The 19,338-nt window shown below is 66.7% G+C and carries 16 protein-coding genes and 1 pseudogene; 8 read left to right on the forward strand and 9 right to left on the reverse strand.

Going from position 1 to position 19,338, the window contains the following annotated elements; translation table 11 throughout:
- The first annotated feature begins 6 nt into the window (after positions 1-6).
- Positions 7-1,044, forward strand: coding sequence for an alpha/beta hydrolase family protein (locus tag ABZ827_RS05640; protein WP_357233142.1), 1,038 nt, complete (start codon positions 7-9; stop codon positions 1,042-1,044).
- A gap of 163 nt (positions 1,045-1,207) precedes the next feature.
- Here ABZ827_RS05640 and ABZ827_RS05645 read toward each other — a convergent pair whose 3' ends face one another.
- A complete protein-coding gene (locus ABZ827_RS05645; RefSeq protein ID WP_357233144.1) occupies positions 1,208-1,849 on the reverse strand; it encodes a YdcF family protein in 642 nt (213 codons plus the stop codon).
- A 654-nt stretch (positions 1,850-2,503) separates the two neighbouring features.
- Positions 2,504-4,108, reverse strand: a complete 1,605-nt coding sequence (locus ABZ827_RS05650; RefSeq protein ID WP_357234525.1) for a GMC family oxidoreductase N-terminal domain-containing protein — start codon at positions 4,106-4,108, stop codon at positions 2,504-2,506.
- 153 nt (positions 4,109-4,261) lie between these two features.
- Between ABZ827_RS05650 and ABZ827_RS05655 the strand changes: the two genes are divergently transcribed.
- A complete protein-coding gene (locus tag ABZ827_RS05655; protein WP_357233145.1) occupies positions 4,262-4,903 on the forward strand; it encodes a hypothetical protein in 642 nt (213 codons plus the stop codon).
- Here the strand turns inward: ABZ827_RS05655 and ABZ827_RS05660 are convergent.
- Positions 4,881-5,498, reverse strand: coding sequence for a TetR/AcrR family transcriptional regulator (locus tag ABZ827_RS05660; RefSeq protein WP_357233147.1), 618 nt, complete (start codon positions 5,496-5,498; stop codon positions 4,881-4,883). The two genes, ABZ827_RS05655 and ABZ827_RS05660, sit on opposite strands and share 23 nt — an antisense overlap.
- 94 nt (positions 5,499-5,592) lie before the next feature.
- On the opposite strand from ABZ827_RS05660, the gene ABZ827_RS05665 reads away from it, so the two are divergent.
- On the forward strand, positions 5,593-6,426 hold the full coding sequence (locus tag ABZ827_RS05665; RefSeq protein ID WP_357233148.1) for a thioesterase family protein: 834 nt from the start codon (positions 5,593-5,595) through the stop codon (positions 6,424-6,426).
- A 21-nt stretch (positions 6,427-6,447) separates the two neighbouring features.
- Here the strand turns inward: ABZ827_RS05665 and ABZ827_RS05670 are convergent, their stop codons facing one another.
- Positions 6,448-8,166, reverse strand: coding sequence for a GMC family oxidoreductase (locus ABZ827_RS05670; RefSeq protein WP_357233150.1), 1,719 nt, complete (start codon positions 8,164-8,166; stop codon positions 6,448-6,450).
- 152 nt (positions 8,167-8,318) lie between these two features.
- Here ABZ827_RS05670 and ABZ827_RS05675 point away from each other — a divergent pair, with 152 nt between their 5' ends.
- Positions 8,319-8,972, forward strand: coding sequence for a WHG domain-containing protein (locus ABZ827_RS05675; RefSeq protein ID WP_357234528.1), 654 nt, complete (start codon positions 8,319-8,321; stop codon positions 8,970-8,972).
- 7 nt (positions 8,973-8,979) lie between these two features.
- On the opposite strand, the gene ABZ827_RS05680 is transcribed toward ABZ827_RS05675, so the two are convergent.
- The 3 genes and pseudogenes from ABZ827_RS05680 to ABZ827_RS05690 all read right to left on the reverse strand — a co-directional run.
- Positions 8,980-10,095: an AI-2E family transporter gene (locus ABZ827_RS05680; RefSeq protein WP_357234531.1), complete on the reverse strand. Its 1,116-nt coding sequence runs from the start codon at positions 10,093-10,095 to the stop codon at positions 8,980-8,982.
- A 144-nt stretch (positions 10,096-10,239) separates the two neighbouring features.
- A complete protein-coding gene (locus ABZ827_RS05685) occupies positions 10,240-11,565 on the reverse strand; it encodes a family 1 glycosylhydrolase (RefSeq protein ID WP_357233152.1) in 1,326 nt (441 codons plus the stop codon).
- A 265-nt stretch (positions 11,566-11,830) separates the two neighbouring features.
- A pseudogene (locus ABZ827_RS05690) lies at positions 11,831-12,135 on the reverse strand (malate:quinone oxidoreductase); the annotation flags it as partial.
- Between the two features lie 204 nt (positions 12,136-12,339).
- On the opposite strand from ABZ827_RS05690, the gene rox reads away from it, so the two are divergent.
- From rox to ABZ827_RS05705, 3 genes are all read left to right on the forward strand, one after another.
- Complete coding sequence (gene rox / locus ABZ827_RS05695) at positions 12,340-13,767, forward strand: rifampin monooxygenase (RefSeq protein WP_357233154.1); 1,428 nt, start codon at positions 12,340-12,342, stop codon at positions 13,765-13,767.
- Between the two features lie 146 nt (positions 13,768-13,913).
- On the forward strand, positions 13,914-14,651 hold the full coding sequence (locus ABZ827_RS05700; protein ID WP_357233156.1) for a TetR/AcrR family transcriptional regulator C-terminal domain-containing protein: 738 nt from the start codon (positions 13,914-13,916) through the stop codon (positions 14,649-14,651).
- A complete protein-coding gene (locus ABZ827_RS05705; RefSeq protein ID WP_357233158.1) occupies positions 14,648-16,252 on the forward strand; it encodes an FAD-dependent monooxygenase in 1,605 nt (534 codons plus the stop codon). Before ABZ827_RS05700 ends, ABZ827_RS05705 begins: the two co-directional genes overlap by 4 nt.
- Before the next feature lie 235 nt (positions 16,253-16,487).
- On the opposite strand, the gene ABZ827_RS05710 is transcribed toward ABZ827_RS05705, so the two are convergent.
- Positions 16,488-17,234 (reverse strand): SDR family NAD(P)-dependent oxidoreductase, encoded by a 747-nt coding sequence (locus ABZ827_RS05710; RefSeq protein WP_357233160.1) that lies wholly within the window; start codon positions 17,232-17,234, stop codon positions 16,488-16,490.
- A 69-nt stretch (positions 17,235-17,303) separates the two neighbouring features.
- Here ABZ827_RS05710 and ABZ827_RS05715 point away from each other — a divergent pair, with 69 nt between their 5' ends.
- Positions 17,304-18,233 carry a LysR family transcriptional regulator gene (locus ABZ827_RS05715; RefSeq protein WP_357233162.1) on the forward strand — a complete coding sequence of 310 codons (930 nt, stop codon included), beginning with the start codon at positions 17,304-17,306 and terminating at the stop codon, positions 18,231-18,233.
- A 296-nt stretch (positions 18,234-18,529) separates the two neighbouring features.
- Here the strand turns inward: ABZ827_RS05715 and ABZ827_RS05720 are convergent, their stop codons facing one another.
- Positions 18,530-19,327 (reverse strand): SDR family NAD(P)-dependent oxidoreductase, encoded by a 798-nt coding sequence (locus tag ABZ827_RS05720; protein ID WP_357233164.1) that lies wholly within the window; start codon positions 19,325-19,327, stop codon positions 18,530-18,532.
- Between the last annotated feature and the right edge of the window lie 11 nt (positions 19,328-19,338).

Genomic DNA, 19,338 nt, shown 5'->3' on the forward strand with positions numbered 1-19,338 from the left:
TGTGACATGAGATCCCGGCTGACTGTTCTGACCGCACTGGCAGTGATGGGCATCGCTGCCACCACCACTCCGGCGAGTGCGGCGCCACCCGGTGTGACGCCCGGCGCTCCGGCCCCGCCGGCGACAAGCGATACTCAGCAGGCAGGTCCGCGGCTGCTGCGGGTGGAAGTCGTCGGGGATCGCCGGATCCGGTTACATATCCGCTCGGTGGCGATGCGCCGGGAAATCGCGATCGACACGCTGATCGGCACCGGTCCGGCGCCGCGGCCCACTCTGTATCTGCTGGACGGGGTGGACGGCGGCCCCACCTCGGGCTGGCTGACCGAGGGCGGCGCGGCGGAATTCTTCGCCGACAAACCGGTCGATGTCGTGCTCACCACCGGCGGTACGGCGAGTATGTACGCGGACTGGATCCGGACGGACGCCGCCCTCGGACTCAACCGATGGGAAACATTCCTCACCGAGGAACTGCCGCCTATCGTCGAAAAGTACCTGGGATCCACCGGGGTACGGGCCATTGCCGGTGTATCCATGGGCGCGCAGGCGGCGATGATGCTGACCCAGCGGCATCAGGGTTTCTATCGGGGCGTCGCCGGGATGAGCGGATGCTATTCCACCGCTGATCAGCTCGGCCGAGCGGTCACCGTGATGACAGTGGCCTCGCGGGGTGGCAATCCGGAGAACCTGTTCGGGCCGCCGGCCTCACCGGAATGGCTCGAGCACGACAGCCTGCTGGGCGCGGAGCGGTTGCGCGGGACCGAGATCTACCTATCGGTGGCCAACGGTACGCCGAGTGGTGCCGCGTTGATGTCGATCGGCGACAGCCCGGAGATCATGGCCGTGCTACTCGGCGGTGGATCGTTACTCGAGCAGGGCGCACGGCTGTGTACGGAGCGGCTCGCCACCCGGCTGACCGATTTGGATATTCCCGCGGTGGTCGATTATCTGCCCGAGGGTATGCATTCGTGGCCCGATTTCGAGGTGCAATTACACCGTAGCTGGCCGACGCTCAGCAGAGCTCTCGAAATTACGGGAATACCCTGACCGGCTCTGGATTTTCTCACAATGGAATACGGCGCCAGGGTAATTCCCGGGAGTCGTGAGGTATGCAGACCGTAAGAATGTGGAAGACCGCGCCTGCGAAGGATTTTGCGGCACAAGGGCAGGGCTGTCCCTATTACCCCGTGTGCTCGGGCAATTCAGTTCGTCACGGCCCGAATACCGTGACGAATCCCGGTATCTGGCCGGGGGTGAGCGTCGCCGTCACCGGCACCCCCGCGGCGGCGAAACTGGCTGCCGCGCGGCCGATATGGTTCTCGGACGTGACCACCACGACGTCGCGGGCGCCCAGGGAATGGATGAGTGGTGCGCTGCGCTGGGCGTTCTGCACGGTATCGGCGGCCGCGGGTTCCTGATGTACCCGATACGCCGGGAGCCCGTGGCCGATGAGCCAGTCGGCCATCGCGGCGGCCTCGGTGATGCCGTTTCGTGGGTTACCGCCGGTGACGATAACCGGCGACTGCGGTGCGACCAGCGCTTGCACGTAACCGGCGCGCAGCCGATCGACCAGTTCGGGACGCATGGAGCCATCGGGGAGGAGTCCGTAGCCGAGGATCACGATAGCGGTTCCGGGCCCGTGGACCCGGACCAGCGGGCTGGACAAGAGGTCGGTGAGGCCGGCGGCCACCTGGTCCGGGGGAGGGGGCGCGGCACCGGCCTGTCCGCAGAGGCCCGCGGTGATCACGGCGGCGGTGAGGGCGGTGGTGAGTCCCGTGCGTAGCGACCGGGTTCGGCTGTTACGACGGTGGCGTCTATGGGGACGGGTGTGGCCGGAATAGGAATCGGGCATCGGTGCTCCGAAGGGTGTGGGGCCGAATCGGCCGGGTGTCGAAGATCGGCAACTACATATTCCGCCAGAAATGCGTGATCGATTCGTGATCTGTTGATCTACTGGATAATCCACGGAGTTTTGCAGGGCTTGTTGGTGCATGCACGATGCGGTCCGGCGTGGCGGCACGAACTTTATGAATCCGAGATCCTGATACCGCTGTGACCGGAACCAGGGGCTTTTTCGGGGCTTGGTGATCTCTCCAGTTCTGCGGAGTGAATCATCGGAAAACCGATACGGCGTCCTACCCTCGGTACAGCTTTCCGTGCCGCGAAACATACTTCGCGGCACGGGAATCGGAAGGCAATTTTCGGTAGGAAGGGTCCCGGATGATTCGACCATCTCGGGCCGGCCGGATGCGGCGGGAAGCTGTGATCCGGTAGCAGGCGGGCGCGTACGCGGTGGGACAGTCCGACTCCGCTGTTTCGCTCAGTACGCGCACGGTCGCTGATCCGGCGTTCGGGAGATCTGGTCCTGTTCGTACCGGCCCGGCGGCAGTGAGCCCACCGTGTGGCGTCACCGCACATCCGCCACCGGTGGGTTCACGGGGCGAGCGCGTGGCGCCCTATCGGGACTGCCGGCACCGAACCGCGTCCGGGCCGGCAGTCCCGCACATCAGGTTCGGGTTACGAAATCGGCGGCCTGGGCCCCGATGAACACGCTCGGCGCATGAGTGTGGCCGCGCACCAGTACGGGCATGATCGACGCGTCCGCCACCCGCAGCCCCTGGACACCGCGTACCCGCAGTTGCGGGTCCACCACGCTCCGGTCGTCCGAGCCCATCCGGCACGTGCCGGCGGGATGGTAGAGCGTGTGCGAATACCCGTCGAGCGCCGCGGTGCGGGTCTGCTCCGATGATCCGTCCCCGGGCGCGTCCGGTGGATAGCACAGGGCGCCGAGGACGTCCTTCATGGCTTCGGTATCCGCGATTTCGGCGCAGTAACGCAATCCGGCCATCATCGCGGTGCGGTCGGCGCCGCCGGGGTCGGAGAGATACTTCGGGTCGATCACGGCTTTGGCGAGCGGATCCTTCGAGGCCAGAGTGACAGTGCCGCGGCTTTGCGGGCGCAGCAGGACAGTCGCCAGGATGACACCGTGCGCGGTCGGGTCGACCAGGCCCTCATGGTAGAAGGGCGCGGGCGCGTAGACGAGTTCGAGGTCCGGGTATTCGAGCTCGGGGGCGCTGCGCACGAAACCGTAGGCTTCGCCGACGTTCGAGGTGAGCATCCCGCGGTGCCGCAGGAGATAGTTGGCCAGCTGGCCCAGCTTCTCGGCGTCGAACAGGGAATCGGCGGCGACGGAGTAGCCGAGCCCCGCGACGAGATGGTCCTGCAGGTTGGCACCTACTTCGGGGGCATGGTGGTGCACCTCGATGCCGTGCCGTTCGAGTTCGCCGCGATCGCCGATCCCGGACAGCATGAGCAACTGCGGGGTGTTGATCGCCCCACCGCAGAGGATCACTTCCTTGGTGGCCTTCACCTGCTCGAGGCGTCCGGCCCGGGAGAACTCGACGCCCACGGCGCGGTCGCCGTCGAACAACACCCGGGTGGCGGTGGCTTCGGCGTACACACTGAGGTTGCGGCGTTTCATCGCGGGACGCAGGTAGGCGTCCGCCGTGCTCCAGCGGCGCCCCCGGTGCTGCGTCACCATGGTCTGGGTGAATCCCTGCGGTTCCGGGAGATTGGCGGTTTCGACAGGGAATCCGCGTTCGGCGACCGCCCGCAGGTAGGTGGCTGTGGACGCGCGCGGACTGCGCTGACGGGAGATATGCAGTGGCCCGCCCGTGCCGTGATCCTCGCCCGCCGGACCCTCGACGTCCTCGATGGTGCGGAACTGTTCGACTGCCCTGGCGAAACCCCATTCGGGCCCGGCGGCCGCGGCCCACTCCTCGTAATCGGCCCGGAAACCGCGGACCCACATCTGGGCGTTGAGCGAGGACGATCCGCCGAAGGTCTTACCGCGCGGCCAGTAGATCTGCCGGTTGCCGAGTTCGGGTTGTGGTTCGGTCAGATAGTCCCAGTCGTAGGGGCCGCGGAAGAGTTTCGAGAAGCCGGCCGGGATCCGGATGAACTTGTCCTTATCGGCCGGGCCGGCCTCCAGCAGGAGCACCGAACGTCCCGGATCCGCGCTGAGCCGGTCGGCGAGCACCGCGCCCGCCGAACCCGACCCGACTATTACGTAGTCCGCACTGACTTCTGTCACCTTCGCACCTTTCGACATCGTGTCCGGCAAACATACGAGAGTCGGACCAGGCGTGGGGCGTGTTGGTGGCGGCGGCCCGGAGCGGGTCCGGTCCCGCGGAGGAGTTCGGGTGTCGACGAGGGAATTGTGATTCGCGCTGCCGGTGGATCGAGGACGGGGTATAACCGGCCCATGAGTTACCCGGTGGACCTCGGGGTGCTGCAGGCCGGTGCGATCGTCGCGATCATTCTCGGTGTGGCCCTGCTGATCTCGGCGCTGGCCGCGCTGCGCAAGAAGGGGCCGCGGGCATCGATCGCACGTGGTGGGAGCGGCTTCGTACTGCTGCTCGCGGCGGCGCTGGTGTTGTGGACCGCAACCCTCGTGCAGACCTATCTGGGTCTGACGGGGGAAGTCCGTGCCGCTCACGTGGTGGTATCCGAGGTCGCCGATGCGGAGCACCAGCTCGAGGTCGAATTGACCCTGTACGACGACGAGGGTGGCACCACCGAACGCAGTACCCATCGGGTGGAGGGCGACCTGTGGGTGCTCCAAGCGCAGATCGTCGAACTGGAACCCTGGGTGAACGCGCTCGGCTTCCATTCGGGCTACAAGGTGTCACGCCTGTACGGTCAGCGCCTCGACGGCGTCGCCACCCGGCAGAACCACATATTCCTCAACGGCGGTGATCGCGATTTCTTCCGGGAAATGACCGAAGACCGCTGGTTCACCTCACCGTTCGTCCGTTCCGCGTACGGCAACGCGGTGATCGCGATGCCGGGGGAGTACGACGTCTACATATCCCGGGACGCGATCAAGACACGTCCGGTGCGGTAACCGGCCGCCGGGTGCGGTCCGCGTCGATCGCGGAGCGGCACAGCACGTTCAGTTCCTCGACCACCGTGTCCAGCGCGGCGGGATTGCGTTCGGTCCGCGCGACGATGAGGGCGCCCTCCAAAGCGCTGACCACGAGTAGGGCGACCGAGCGGGCGCGTCGCGGGGTGGCGCCGTCTTGGACGAGTTTCCTGGTAACCAGGTCGCGCCACGTATCGAAGGCGACCCCCGCGGCGGTGACGGCACCGGGTTCGTTGCCCAGCGCCGCCGCGGCGATAGGGCAGCCGACCGCGTAATCGCCCCGGTCGAGCCCGCGGGCGAGGGCGTCGGCGAGGGCCCGCAGTGCCGCCGCGGTCTCCGGGGTGTCCAGCGCTCGGGTGAGCTCGCCGGTGATCCGTTCCCCGGCGACCTGCGTGGCTTCGGTGATCAGTTGCGCCCGGCCGCCGGGGAAGTGGTGGTAGACCGAGCCGCGGGGCGCGCCGCTGGCGTTGAGCACATCGGCGAACGAGACCGCCGCGACGCCCCTGCGGCGGATGAGCGAGATCGCGCTGCGGATCATCGCCGCGCGCGGCCCGTCCGGATCCTTACGTCGTGGCATCGCAGCACTCCATGTTGCCTCTCATTCCTATGTATGTTGTCATACTTATATTCGTCTCACCACCCGAACATCGGCACAATTCGCAGGAGGACCCGTGACCGGGATCGACGCGCCACCTCATCCGTTCGATACCGCCATCGCGACCGAGTACGTCGATGCGCATCGTCTCACCGGCCGGACCTGCCCCGATTACGCGAATATGGTCGGCCCGTTCGGCGGTGTCACCGCGGCGGCGTTGCTGCGGGCGGTCGAAGAGCATCCGGAGCGGCTGGGTGACCCGCTGGCGCTCACCGTCAACTACGCGGGTCCGATAGCTGACGGGCCGTTCGAGATCACCGCGCGACCCGTACGTACCAACCGCACGAATCAGCATTGGCAGCTGCAACTCGTGCAGGACGGGGTGATCACCACCACCGCGACGGCCGTATTCGGGATCCGCCGCGATACCTGGTCGGATCTGGAACTCACGATGCCGGCGGTGCCGGGCCCCGAACAGGCCGAACCGCAGGAGTTCCCGGATTTCATCGCCTGGGGTCGCAATTACGACCTGCGTTTCGTCGCCGGTGCTGTCCCGGACGTCGCGCCGGCCGAACCGCAGCCCGGCAATCCGGATTCGGTGAGCACCCTGTGGCTACGCGACCGGCCGGCGCGACCCCTGGATTTCGCGTCGCTCACCGCGATGTCGGATGCTTTCTATCCGCGTGTTTTCCTGCGCCGGGGTCAGTACGTCCCCGCGGGAACCATCTCACTCAGCGTGTACTACCACGCCACAACAGCCGAACTGGCCGCCCAGGGCTCGGAGTATCTGCTGGGCAGCGCCCGCGCGAACCGTTTCGCACACGGCCATTTCGACCAGAACGCCCATCTCTGGGGTCACGACGGGACGCTGCTGGCGACGAGTCATCAGCTCGTCTACTTCAAGGGCTGAGGGTACGTCCCGGCGGCCGGTTCAGCCGGCGGCCGGGTCGGTGACGGCGATGATCGGCAGCCGTAGTGCCGCCGGCGCGGACTCCGGTACCACCGGGGCTTTCGGGGCCACCGGAGCGATCCGGCGATACGGTGTGTCCTGCGGGGGCCGGGTATCGCGCTCGCCCTTGTTCGGCCAGTAGGCGGCGGCTCGTTCGGCTTGAGCGGTGATGGTCAGCGAAGGATTCACGCCCAGATTCGCCGATACTGCCGCGCCGTCGACCACACTCAAGGTCGGGTAGCCGAAAACCCGATGGTAGGCGTCGATCACGCCGGATTCGGAGTCGGCGCCGATGGCGGCTCCGCCGAGGAAATGTGCGGTGAGCGGGATATTGAAGACTTCGCCCCAGGTCCCGCCCGCGGTTCCGCCGATCTGTTCGGCGACCCGGCGGGTGGCCTCGTTACCGGCCGGGATCCACGTCGGATTCGGTTGCCCGTGCCCCTGCCGGCTGGTCAGCTTCCGGCCGAACACACCCCGTGTGGTGTAGGTGGTGATGGAGTTGTCGAGATGCTGCATCACGAGCGAGATGATGGTGCGCTCGCTCCAATTGCGGACGCTGAGGAAACTGATCAGCAGGAGCGGGTGGCGCAGCGCGGTCCCCAGAAACCGCAGCCAGCGGGGGATCCGGCCACCACCGTCGACCATGAGCGTCTGCAGCAGACCCATCGCGTTCGACCCCTTGCCGTAGCGGACGGGTTCGATATGGGTGTCGGGGGTCGGGTGGATCGATGAGGTGATCGCGACGCCGCGGGTGAAATCCTGCCCCGGGGCGAGTTTCTTGGTGGCGGCGCCGACAATCGATTCGGAGTTGGTCCGGGTGAGCAGTCCGAGCCGGTCGGACAGCTCCGGCAGCACCCGGCGATCCCGCATGGCGTGCAGCAGCCGCTGGGTCCCCAGTGTTCCCGCGGCGACCACTACCTGACGTGCGGTGTAGGTGGTGCGCTGTTTACGAACCCACGCGCCGGTCCGTTCGGCCGAGACGACCCAGCTCCCGTCGGCCTGCGGGCGCAGTTCGGTGACCGTGGTCATCGGCACGACGTGTGCCCCGGCCTGTTCGGCGAGGTACAGATAGTTCTTGACCAGTGTGTTCTTCGCACCGTATTTGCAGCCGACCATACAGTCGCCACATTCGACGCAGCCGGTGCGGGCGGGCCCGGCACCGCCGAAATACGGGTCGTCCACCGTTTCCCCGGCTTCGCCGAAGAACACCCCGACCGGTGTTCGGACGAAGGTATCGCCCACGCCCATATCCTCGGCGACCTGACGGAACACCTCGTCCGCGGGGGTCATATGGGGGTTCTGCACCACCCCGAGCATTCGCTTCGCCTGCTCGTAGTAGGGCGTGAGCTCGGCGCGCCAATCGGTGATATCGCGCCACTGCGGATCCTGGAAGAAAGGCTCCGGCGGGACGTAGAGGGTGTTCGCATAGTTGAGCGATCCGCCGCCGACTCCCGCACCGCCGAGAATGAGCACATTGCGCAACGGGTGGATGCGCTGGATTCCGTAGCAGCCCAGTTTCGGGGCCCACAGGAACTTGCGGAGGTCCCAGCTGGTCTTGGGGAGTTGGTCGTCGGTATATCGGCGGCCCGCCTCGAGCACTCCGACGCTGTAGCCCTTCTCGACCAGCCGCAGCGCGGTGACACTGCCACCGAATCCGGAGCCGACGACGAGTACATCGAAATCCGTGGCCGCCTCGGACATGGGCCTACTCCTTGGTTCGGAAGGTCAGCAGTGACTCGCGGTAACATTAACACAGGGTTGCGGAAGCGGTGATCTCTGTTGTTGACACTGCTCTCGAAACTGGTCAGGCTGGGCCGGTGACAACACCTCGTGCCCGCGCCCGCGCCCAGACCATGTCCGATATCGTTCGTATCGCGCGCGAACATCTTGCCACCGACGGTGCGTCCGCCCTCTCACTCCGCGCCGTGGCACGCGATCTCGGAGTTGTCTCCTCGGCCGTGTACCGCTACGTCCGCAGTCGTGACGAACTGCTGACCCTGCTCGTGGTCGAGGGGTACGACGCCCTCGGCGACGCCGTCGACACCGCGCTGGCCGAGGCGGACGACGATCCGATCGACCGGCTGCGGATCACCGCCCGGGCCGTACGCACCTGGGCACTGGCCGAACCGGCCTGGTACGGACTACTGTTCGGCACCCCGGTACCCGGTTACGCCGCGCCGGCCGACCGTACCGTCACCCCGGGAACACGGGTGATCGTCACCCTGGTCCGGATCATCGCCGAGGCGTACCGGCGGCAGCTACTGACGCGCCCTGCCGTGGAACCCCCGGTACCGCCCGCCCTGGCCGGCGATTTCACCCGTATCCGCGACGAACTCGGCCTCGAGCTACCGGATTGGGCCCTCGCCCGGGCACTGACCGTCTGGTGTGCCCTGTTCGGTGCCGTGAGTTTCGACGTCTTCGATATGTACGGCGCCGGCACCTTCACCGACCGGGCGCAGGTGTTCGAAGCGCATATCGCGGCCCTGGAGTCGCTTCTCGGGTGCTGAGCGGCACCTACTTCTCGGCGGTCTCGGCATCCTTGTCGACGTCCAGTGGTTCGTCACCGTCTTCCGGATCCCCGCCCGACCGGGCGACGGTCACATCGATCTGTTCGCTGATGTACCGGACCACCACCGCCATCACTGCGACCACCGGAACCGCCAGGAACGCACCGGTGATCCCATACAGCGTGCCGCCTCCGGTGACGGCCAGCAGCACCACCACCGCGTGTAGTTTCATGGTCCGGCTCTGCAGTACCGGCTGCAGCACATTGCCCTCGAGCTGCTGGACCGCGATGATGATCGCGAGCACGATCAGCGCTGTGGTGAATCCGTTCCCGACCAGCGCCACCAGAACCGCCAGCGCCCCGGCGACGAAGGCGCCCACCATCGGGATGAAACCACCGAGGAAAGTCAATGCGGTCAGCACGCCCCACAGCGGCACCCCGAGAATCACCAGCCCGAGGCCGATGAAGAAGGCGTCGATGAAACTGACCACCGCCTGGGTGCGGATGAACCCGCCGAGAACCTGCCACACCCGCACCAGCACTTCCTCGAAATGCTGCCCGCTGCGCCCGCCCACGAACTTGTGCAGCCACGGCAGGAATTTGGGGCCGTCCTTGATGAAGAAGAACGAGAGCACCAGTACCAGGAAGATGGTGATCAGCACCGAGGTCGCCGTGCTGACTCCGGTGAACACCCCGGTGGCGATCTGCTCGGCGCTGGACTGCACCCGGGAGACCACCGCGTCCACCGCCGAATCCAGCTGTTCGTCGCGGATATTCAGCGGCGGCCCCTGCAGCCAGTCCCGCACGGTGTTGATACCGGTGGTGGCTTTGTCGGAGAGTTCGGGCACCTGATCCACCACCGAGGGCACGATCAACGCGATCCCGCCCGACAGCACCCCGATGAAGCCGATCAGGGTCAACGACGCCGCGGCTGCCGGCGGTAGACCCACTTTCATCAGCAACCCGGTGGGCGGCCACAGCACGGTGGCGACGACGATCGCCAACAGCACCGGCAGCAGCACCACCCACAATCTCGCCGCCAGGAACCCCAGAACCCATGCCCCGGCCGCGATGGCCACTACGCACAGTGCCCATTTCGCCAGCCACAGGACCCCGGAGCCCATCACGTCTCCCCGGTCCAGCCGGGGGGTCGTGGATATGCCGGCGCTGTCGTCGCGGATCTCTTTCTCCCCGTTCACCCGGCCAGTCTCGCACGGCCCGCCCCCTCCAGCAGTGCACCGGCCCGGCGGACGTTCGGTGGTGGCGGGTCAGCGCGGCACAGTCACCGGATCGGTGCAACTGGAGGTGCCGTCCACGATCGAGCACGCGGCAGGCATCCGGGTCGGGCGGTAGTTTCCGGGCACACCCCCGTGACGCGTGATCGCGGCGTAGGCGGCGACCGCGTCGGTGGGCCGCCGGGTGAGGGACGGATCGCCGAGTACGTCGACGGTGTAGAGCCCGAATCGCGGGGTGTAGGAACCCCATTCGTAATTGTCCGTCAGGCTCCAATAGTTGTAGCCCATGACGTTCATCCCGTCGGCCGCGGCGCGTTGCAGCCAATAGACGGTGTCGCGGAGCAGATCGGCACGGGTGTAGCCGTCGGCTCTTGGCCGGCCGTTCTCGGTCGGCATCCCGTTCTCCACGATGTACAGCGGTTTCCCCGGAAAACGGCGCGAGTAGTGGTCGAGCGCGTAATAGATCCCCTCGGACTGCAGGGACAGGGTCCACAGCTTGCCGGGGTCGGGGAACTGGGTGAGCACGCTGTGCGGGGAGAACCCGTAGTAGTAATCGATCCCGACATAGTCGAGTCTCGCGCCGACGCGGTCGACGAACGCGCCGTTGACGGCATCTTCGGCGGCCGGGATGTACGCGACGTTGCTGCTGACCATCGCCCCTGGCTGCACCCGGTGGATATGGTCGTAGACGGCATCGTGGGCGAGCGCCATCCGTTCCTGCATCGCCGGAAGATCGGCCGGCCCGATACCGCCGTGGCGCACTTCGTTCATCAGGTAGGCCGCGGGCTCGTTGAAGGTGATCCACAGCGGATCGGCGGCCGCGTACCGGTCGACAACCGTCCGGGCGTTCGCCAGCCAGTCGTCGACCATCCCGGCCCGCCGCCACCCACCGCGATCGACCTGCCATCCCGGATACACCCAATGATCGAGGGTCAGCATCGGCCGCATACCCGCCGCGCGGATAGCCTCGATCACATTGTCGTAGAACCGGAGCCCGTTCTCGTCCCAGGTATCCGGCCGAGGCTGGATCCGCGCCCACTCGATACCTATCCGGTACACCCGTACACCGAGTTCCGCGGCGAGCGCGATATCGGATCGGTACCGCGAGTAGAACTCGACGGAGTCGCGGTAGGGATCTTCGGTTTTTCCCGCGGCAATGTATCGGCTCCAGTTGCTGTCGGGTGCCCCTCCTTCGGATTGGAATCCGGAGGAGGCGACGCCCCACAGGAATTCGCGTCCGAGGGATGCGACCTCCAGTGGGGGAGCGGGGCGAGCGGCGGCCGTGGCCGGTCTCAGCGCGAGAGCGCCGGTGGCCAGCGCGCTGGTGGTCAGAAATCTGCGACGGTTCAGCGGACCCATCGACTCGGCCTCCTGTCTCTGCACAGCCACGGCCGGCCCGAAACGGTGCCGGTCCGACGCAACAGCCTAACGGCAGCAACCCCTCAGCAGGGCACGCACAGCCGGTGCGCAGACGGCGGCACGCCGGGGGAGATCGGTGAAAAGCCCTCGGAAACAGACAACTTCGGATATCGGCAACGGGAAACCCGGACGATTGAGATCAGTTCTCACCGAAGGATCGACCGCAGAGCGAATGTGAATAACGCTGATACGTTGATATGCGCATCTAACCATGTATGTTCAATCCCAGCATTCGGCCGGTCCGGACGATGTTGTCATCCACAGTTCCCCGGTCGGTGTCCACCGGAACAACAAGGGCAGGCATAAGCCTGCTCGGCGCGGGCTGCCATCGGTTGATGTGCTGCGGGAAGCAGCGGGCCACCAGGTCGGTCATGATCGCCGGGGCCGTGGAGGCACCGGGGAGGCGCCGAGCAGTCCGGCGATGGTGCCGTCCGCACCTGCGACCGTTTCGGTGCCGAAAGTCAGGACGCCGATCTTGTGCGGGTCCGGTTCGACGAGTTGGGCTCGTTCTTGTCTGCGAAGGAGTGATCGAAGAGTCGGTCATAGGACCGGCCACCGATGAGATAGCTGCGGGCCGACCCTTCCATATTCAATGTATCGCGGACCGGGGGCCTTGCGGCAAGACCCGGGTCATGCCGCAGAATCTCCAGCCGACACCAGAACCTGCTGGTGGAGCGGCGGCCGGAAGTGGGCCTTGGCAGACGAGAGGGTTTCATGATCGACGTGATCGTCGCCGGCGGTGGACCGACCGGAATGATGCTGGCCAGTGAATTGCGGCTGCACGGCGTGGAGACGCTCGTGCTGGAGAAGGAGAACCAGCCGACCGGGCATGTCCGGTCGCTCGGCCTGCACGTGCGCAGTATCGAGGTGATGGATCAGCGCGGTCTGCTGGAGCGGTTTCTAGCGCTCGGCAAGCAGTACCCGCTGGGCGGTGTCTTCGCCGGTATCAGCAAGCCGCGGCCAGGTGGGCTGGACACCGCGCATCCGTACATCCTCGGTATCCCGCAACCGGTCACCGAACGTCTGCTGACCGAGCACGCCATCGAACTGGGCGTCGAGATCAGGCGTGGCTGCGAACTGATCGGACTGAGCCAGAACGCGGACAGTGTGACTGCCGAACTGGCCGACGGCACACGGCTGAACTCGCGCTACCTCGTCGGTTGCGACGGCGGCCGCAGCACAGTGCGCAAGCTGTCGGGTGTCGGCTTCCCCGGCGAGCCTGCTCGGGTCGAATCGCTGCTGGGCGAGATGGAGGTAACCGCCGCGCCGGAGACACTGGCCGCCGTCGTGGCGGAGGTCCGCGAGACGCACAAAGGGTTCGGTGCCGGGCCCTCCGGGGACGGGCTGTACCGCGTGGTAGTCCCCGCCGCGGGGCTAACCGAGGACAGGGTGGTCCCGCCGACCCTGGAGGAGTTCAAGCAGCAGCTGCGGGCGTTTGCCGGCACCGATTTCGGTGTGCACTCACCGCGTTGGCTTTCCCGATTCGGTGACGCCACCAGGCTGGCCGAACGCTACCGGGTCGGCCGGGTGTTGCTGGCCGGCGACTCGGCACATGTGCACCCACCGCTGGGTGGACAGGGGCTCAACCTCGGGATCCAGGACGCGTTCAATCTGGGCTGGAAGCTGGCCGCCGAGGTCAACGGCTGGGCGCCGGAGGGTCTGCTGGACAGCTACCACACCGAACGGCACCCGGTAGCCGACGAAGTGCTGAACAACACCCGCGTGCAATCCGAGCTGATATCCACCGAGCCGGGCCCCCGGTCCGTGCGCCGGCTGTTATCGGAACTGATGGACCTCGAAGAGGTGAACCGGTATCTGACCGAGAAGATCACCGCAATCGGGGTCCGGTACGACCTCGGCGAGAACCACGAAATGGTCGGCCGCAGACTGCGGGACATCGGGCTGACGCGGGGGCGACTCTACGAGCTCATGCACGGCGGCCGTGGTCTGTTGCTCGACCGGACCGGCCGGCTCTCGGTGGCGGGCTGGACGGACCGAGTCGATCACGTCGTCGACGTCAGTGCGGAACTGGACGTGCCCGCGGTGCTGTTGCGTCCGGACGGCTACATGGCGTGGGTCGGCGACAGTCAGCAGGATCTGGTGAGGGGGCTGTCGAGGTGGTTCGGGGCTGCCGTGAACTGAGCGTGCGGTCGCGCCTCTCGGGGTCGCCGTAGTATCGGCCGAATTTCGGGCGGATATGGCGTAGCTGCTGGTCAGTGTCGCATCGCATAACGAACATATTCGTCAGGAACTTGTTCGTAACGAACGTGTTCGTTACGCTTGGATTTGTGAGTGAGCATCGAGTTGTCCGTAGTCGCCGGGAGCGCCCCAGCAAGCCGGCGTTGACCCGTGATCGTGTTGTCGCCGCTGCGGTGGCGGTGATGGAATCGGAGGGCTTGGAGAAACTGACTCTGCGTCGGCTGGCGACCGAGCTCGATACCGGCCCGGCGTCGCTGTATGTGTATTTCCGCAACGTGGCCGATCTGCATGCGGCGGTGCTGGACGAATTGCTCGCCGGTGTCGATCTCGGTCCGGTCAGCGCACCCGGGGATTGGCGTGACCGCCTCGAAGCGGTCCTGTCTTCCTATGTCGATCTCCTGATGCAGCACCCGCCGTTGGCCCGGTCGGCCCTGCTGACCCGCCCGTCGGGGCCCTGCTATCTCGACCTCGTGGAGGCGCTGGTGACGCTGCTGCGTGAAGGCGGCGTCGAAGCGGACAAGGCGGCCTGGGCGGTGGATCTGCTGATGCAGGTCGCCACCGCCACGGGTGCTGAACAGGCCACTCGCCGAGAGAGCCCCCGTGACGGCGACGAATGGGACGCACTGGTCGCCGCAATCGAGAATGCCGACGTGGGGCGCTACCCGCAGATCCGCGACCTGGGACAGCTGCTGCTGTCCGGGACCGGCACCACTCGCATGCGCTGGGCCCTTTCGGTCTTGCTCAACGGGATCCTGGCCACCGCGCTACCGGTGCCGGCTCCTGCTTCACCATCCGAAATCGACACCAGCGAAGGAGAGCGATCATGAACACCGTCAACGAAACCACCCCCCCCGACTCGATCCCTGTTCTCATCATCGGCGGCAGCCTGGCGGGTCTGTCCGCAGCGGTGTTTTCGGCTTGGCGCGGTGTGCCCGTCGTGGTCGTCGACAAGCATCGCGGCAGCTCGCCGCATCCCCGGGCGATCGGCTTCACCACCCGCACGGTGGAACACTTCCGGCAGGTCGGGATCGAGGTTCCGCCATCGCTGCAGGGCATGAAGCCACCGCGGCGGGCGCGAGTGGAGAGCCTGACCGGCAGGTGGATCGAGGAATACCCGTGGACTCCGGGCGGGAAGGGCTCCTACGGAGCCGAGGACTCACCCGTGCACGCGATCGCGATCACCCAGGACCGGCTCGAACCCCTCCTGCGTGACCGGGCCGCCGAGTTGGGCGCGGACCTGCGACTGGGCACCGAACTACTCGACTTCGCACAGGACGACGACGGCGTGACCGCCACACTGCGCCACCGCGACGACGGCCACGAATACCGTCTGCGCGCCCGGTACATGGTGGCCGCGGACGGCGCCACCAGTGCGGTGCGCGAGGTGTTGGGCATCGGCCGCCACGGCGCGGGTCCACTGTCGGTGCAGCGCAGCATCCTGTTCCGCGCCCCCTTGGACGAGTACCTGAAGCACGGCGTGGTCCAGTTCGAGATCGAGCAGCCCGACCTGACGGCATTCCTGACCACCTATTCGGACGGCCGGTGGGTGCTGATGCTCAGCGACGATATCGACCGCGACACCGATGAGCAGATCCGGGTGGTGCAGCAGGCGATCGGACGCACCGACATCCCCATCGAGTTGGTGACCACCGGCCGCTGGGACCTGGCCGGGCTGATCGCCGACCGTTTCTCCGACGGCCGGGTGTTCCTCGCCGGCGACGCCGCCCACCAATTGCCGCCCAACCGTGGCGGTTTCGGCGCCAACACCGGTATCGACGACGTGCACAACCTGGCCTGGAAACTCGCCGCGGTGCTCTCGGGTGAATCCCGCCCGGCGCTGCTGGACACCTACGACGCCGAACGACGGCCGATTGCGGACCTGCGCCATGATCAGCTCTTCGCCCGCGCCGACTACAAGGCCTACCTGGCGGCCCCCACCACCGACGTACCGGTACTCGACGACGCTGCGATCGAACTCGGCCAGCTCTACCGCTCGGCCGCGGTCCTCGGCGCGGACGCCGACCTGCCGCCGGCACGGCGACCCGACGAGTGGGCCGGTCAGCCCGGCACCCGTGCACCGCACCTGGCCCTCACCGAGGGCGACCGCAGCTCGACGCTGGACCTGTTCGGCCGTGGATGGGTCGTGGTGTCCGAGGACGCCCGTTGGCGCGCGGCCGCCGCCACCGCCTCCCAGCAGCTCGATGCCACGGTCGGGTTCGTCGAGATCGGCACCGATGTCAAAACAGTGGAATCGGACGTCTTCGACACCGCCTACGGACTCTCCGGCACCGGGGCCTCGCTGGTTCGCCCCGACGGCTACATCGCCTGGCGCGAGGTCGCGGTCCCCGAAGACCCTGCCACGGCGCTGACCCAAGCCCTGGCACAGGTAGACGATACGACCCGCCGACCCTCGGCGGCGAGCCTGTGATGAGCACGCTCGACCAGCGCCTGACCCGCCTGGAGGACCTCGCCACGGTCCGTGATCGACCGCGCAGAGCTCCCGCGGTGGCGGCGCCCGAGGTCAGAAGAGGGTGTCGCAGACGCGCAGCGGCCGGCACGGGCGATGGAGCACGATTCGCCGACGCTGCTGTTCCGGCCGGCGGGTGAGTAATTGTTGTCGGCCGAGGTGATTCGTCCAGCACCGCAATCGGTCTCGGCGGTGTTCACCACGGCACCGGGCCGGTCTCGTTGAAGTATCCGCCGGTGGGCCCGTTCTCCTCGAGGGTGGCCAGGTGCACGACGATGCGAGCGCCATCCGCGGCAGTGCGGGTCACACCGGGGAGATCCTTGGTGAAGTCGGTCGCACAGGGGCCGGGATCGGCAGCGTTGACCAGGATGGCTTCGGGGGCGAGGTGTTTGGCGTATTGGACGGTGATGTGGTTGAGAGCAGACTTCGACGGCGCGTAGCCGAGATTGGCTTGCAGTCCGGTGAAGTAGTCCTGCGGGTCGGTCATGCGGGTCATCGAGCCGAGACCGGATGTGACATTGACGATGCGAGCCCGTGGAGAACGGCGCAGTAGGGGCAGTATCGCCTCGGTGACGGCGACGGCGCCGAAGACGTTGGTGGCGAACACTGCACGAAGGGAGTCGAGATCGACCGATCCAGGCAGCTGGCCCAGGCGGGCGCCGGAAATGCCGGCGTTGTTCACCAGCACGTCCAAGCGGCCGTACTCCGCATCGATCCACGCGGCCGCCGCAGCCGGATCATCACCGCTGGTGACATCCAGCTGGACAGCTTGCGCGTCGATGCCATCGTCACACAACCGGGCGGCAGCGTGTTTACCCTGGTCGAGGTCGCGAGTACCCACCACGACCGTCATGCCGAGGCGTCCCAGTCCACCAGCGATCTCGTATCCGATTCCGCGATTGGCACCGGTGATCAGTGCGATCGATGCACGTTCTGTGTCCATGTCCCCAGCTCAGCACCGGATGGCCGTTGACACCAGGACCGAGTTGTTCTGGGTCGATACCCTGAAGGAATGGATCTGCTCGAGACTCGGGACCTGGTCTATTTTGTGGCCGTCGCCGAGGAGCTGCATTTCGGGAGGGCCGCCCAGAAAGTGGGAATCGCCCAGCCGGCGTTGTCCCGCGCGATCGCGCGCCTGGAACGGCGCCTAGGGGTGACCCTGCTGTACCGCACCAGCCGGAAGGTCGAACTCACCGCGGCCGGAAAAACGCTGTGGCGGGAGGGAGCCCGCGCGCTCGATGCGGTAGCCGGTGCCGCATTGCGCACTCGGCGCGCCGGCGTAGACGCACGCTTGGTGGTGGCCATGAAGGCTGGAACCGATGCTGGGTTGATCGACCGGATCCTGTGCGGCTTCCGTTCCGATCCGGCCGCGGTGCCTGTCGAGGTTGTTCACAGTGTCGACCAGCGGATCGTCATGCTGCGCGACGGTCGCGCCGACGTGGCGCTGCTGCACCGCCCGAACAACGACCTCACCGGGCTACAGACCCTCGACCTGATCACCGAAACTCAGATCGCGGTCCTCGCACCCGACCATCCGCTGGCATCGCGGGCTGCCCTGTCCATGTCCGACCTTATCGGCGAACCGATCGCCCGCTGGCCGGAAACAGCTTCCGGACCGGGAACCGATAACAGACCCTTGATCCGCGATATAGGCCAGTTCACCCACCTCACCGCCACCCGCCGCGCAATAGCGCTACTTCCCGCCTCCGCTGCGGGTCAGATCCCACGCAGCCTGCCCTGTCTGCCCGTCTCGGACGCCGAACCGACCACCTCGGTCCTTGCTTGGCTACCGGAAACCGATTCGCCGGCCCTGGACGCATTTCTGCACCACGCCCGCGACATCGCATCCACAGCCGATCACGACCAGACATCCCAGGGCGCCGACGACGTCGCCCAGATCGCCGGAACCTCGGGCGTCTCACGCAAAACCATCTACCGCTAGGTGCGGGGGAGGGGGTCTCCGCGAGCCGGTACCGAACGGAATCCCGAGACGTCCGGTGCGCTGGGGTAGGGGAGCGGCCGCAGTCAGGGGGCGGTTATGACGAGAAGGGAAGCGATGGGTGCGCAGCGAACCTCGGCCCGGTAGGTGGCGCGCCGAGCATGTGATGGCCGGCCCGGTTCCTGAATGAAAGTAATGGCCTTACGGTCATATGCGCATCTAAATATATTCAACTCCCTCACACTGACCCATCACCCAAGAGCCCAAATACCAGCAAAGAAGGAGGGATCCGCCTCCCTTCACCCCTCGTTCGTAGTACTCGTGGTCGTCATATCGGCTATCCGCTGGACGATATTCGGGTACCGCATCGTATGGGCTCCGCCGTTGAGATCGATCGCGGCTCCGGTCATCCAACCGGCGGCGTCGGAGGTCAGGAAGGCGATCGTCTGCCCGATGTCCTCGGGTGTTCCCGCGCGGCCCAATGGTGTGTTCTCGACATATTCGTCGACGAGCCCCGGAACGAGTGTCGCGCCCTGAGTGAGAGGCGTGTGTACGAAGCCCGGATTGACCGCGTTGACGCGGATCCCGCGTGGCGCCAGTTCCATGGCCGCGACCTCGGCGAGCATGAGGACCCCGGCTTTCGCGGAGCAGTACGCGCTCATCGCCACACCGGGCTGGCGTCCGTTGAGCGAGGCGACCAACACGATGGAACCGCCGTCACGCAGGCTCCGCGCGGCCTCCTTGACCGAGAGGAACGCTCCGGTTAGGCAGACGTCCACGGTGGCTTGCCAGTCGGCGAGCGAGAGCTCGGCAATGGTTCCGGGGCGGGAGATGCCGGCGCAGTCGACTACAGCGCCGATCGGGCCGTACTCGGCGTTGATCGTGTCGAAGAGCGTGCGCATCGCGATCTCGTCGGTGACCTGCACCCGGTAGCCGGTGGCCGGTGCGCCGAGTTCGGCGGCGCGGGCGTTCGCGGCGGCGCCGTCGAGGTCGGCGATGATCACCGTATCGCCGCGGTCCGCCATGAGCTGGGCGGTGGCCCAGCCGATTCCGGAGGCGCCTCCGATGATGACCGCGACCTGTGTGGATGTGCTCATATCGATTCCTC

This window comes from Nocardia sp. NPDC019395, assembly GCF_040632335.1.
Classification (GTDB): domain Bacteria; phylum Actinomycetota; class Actinomycetes; order Mycobacteriales; family Mycobacteriaceae; genus Nocardia.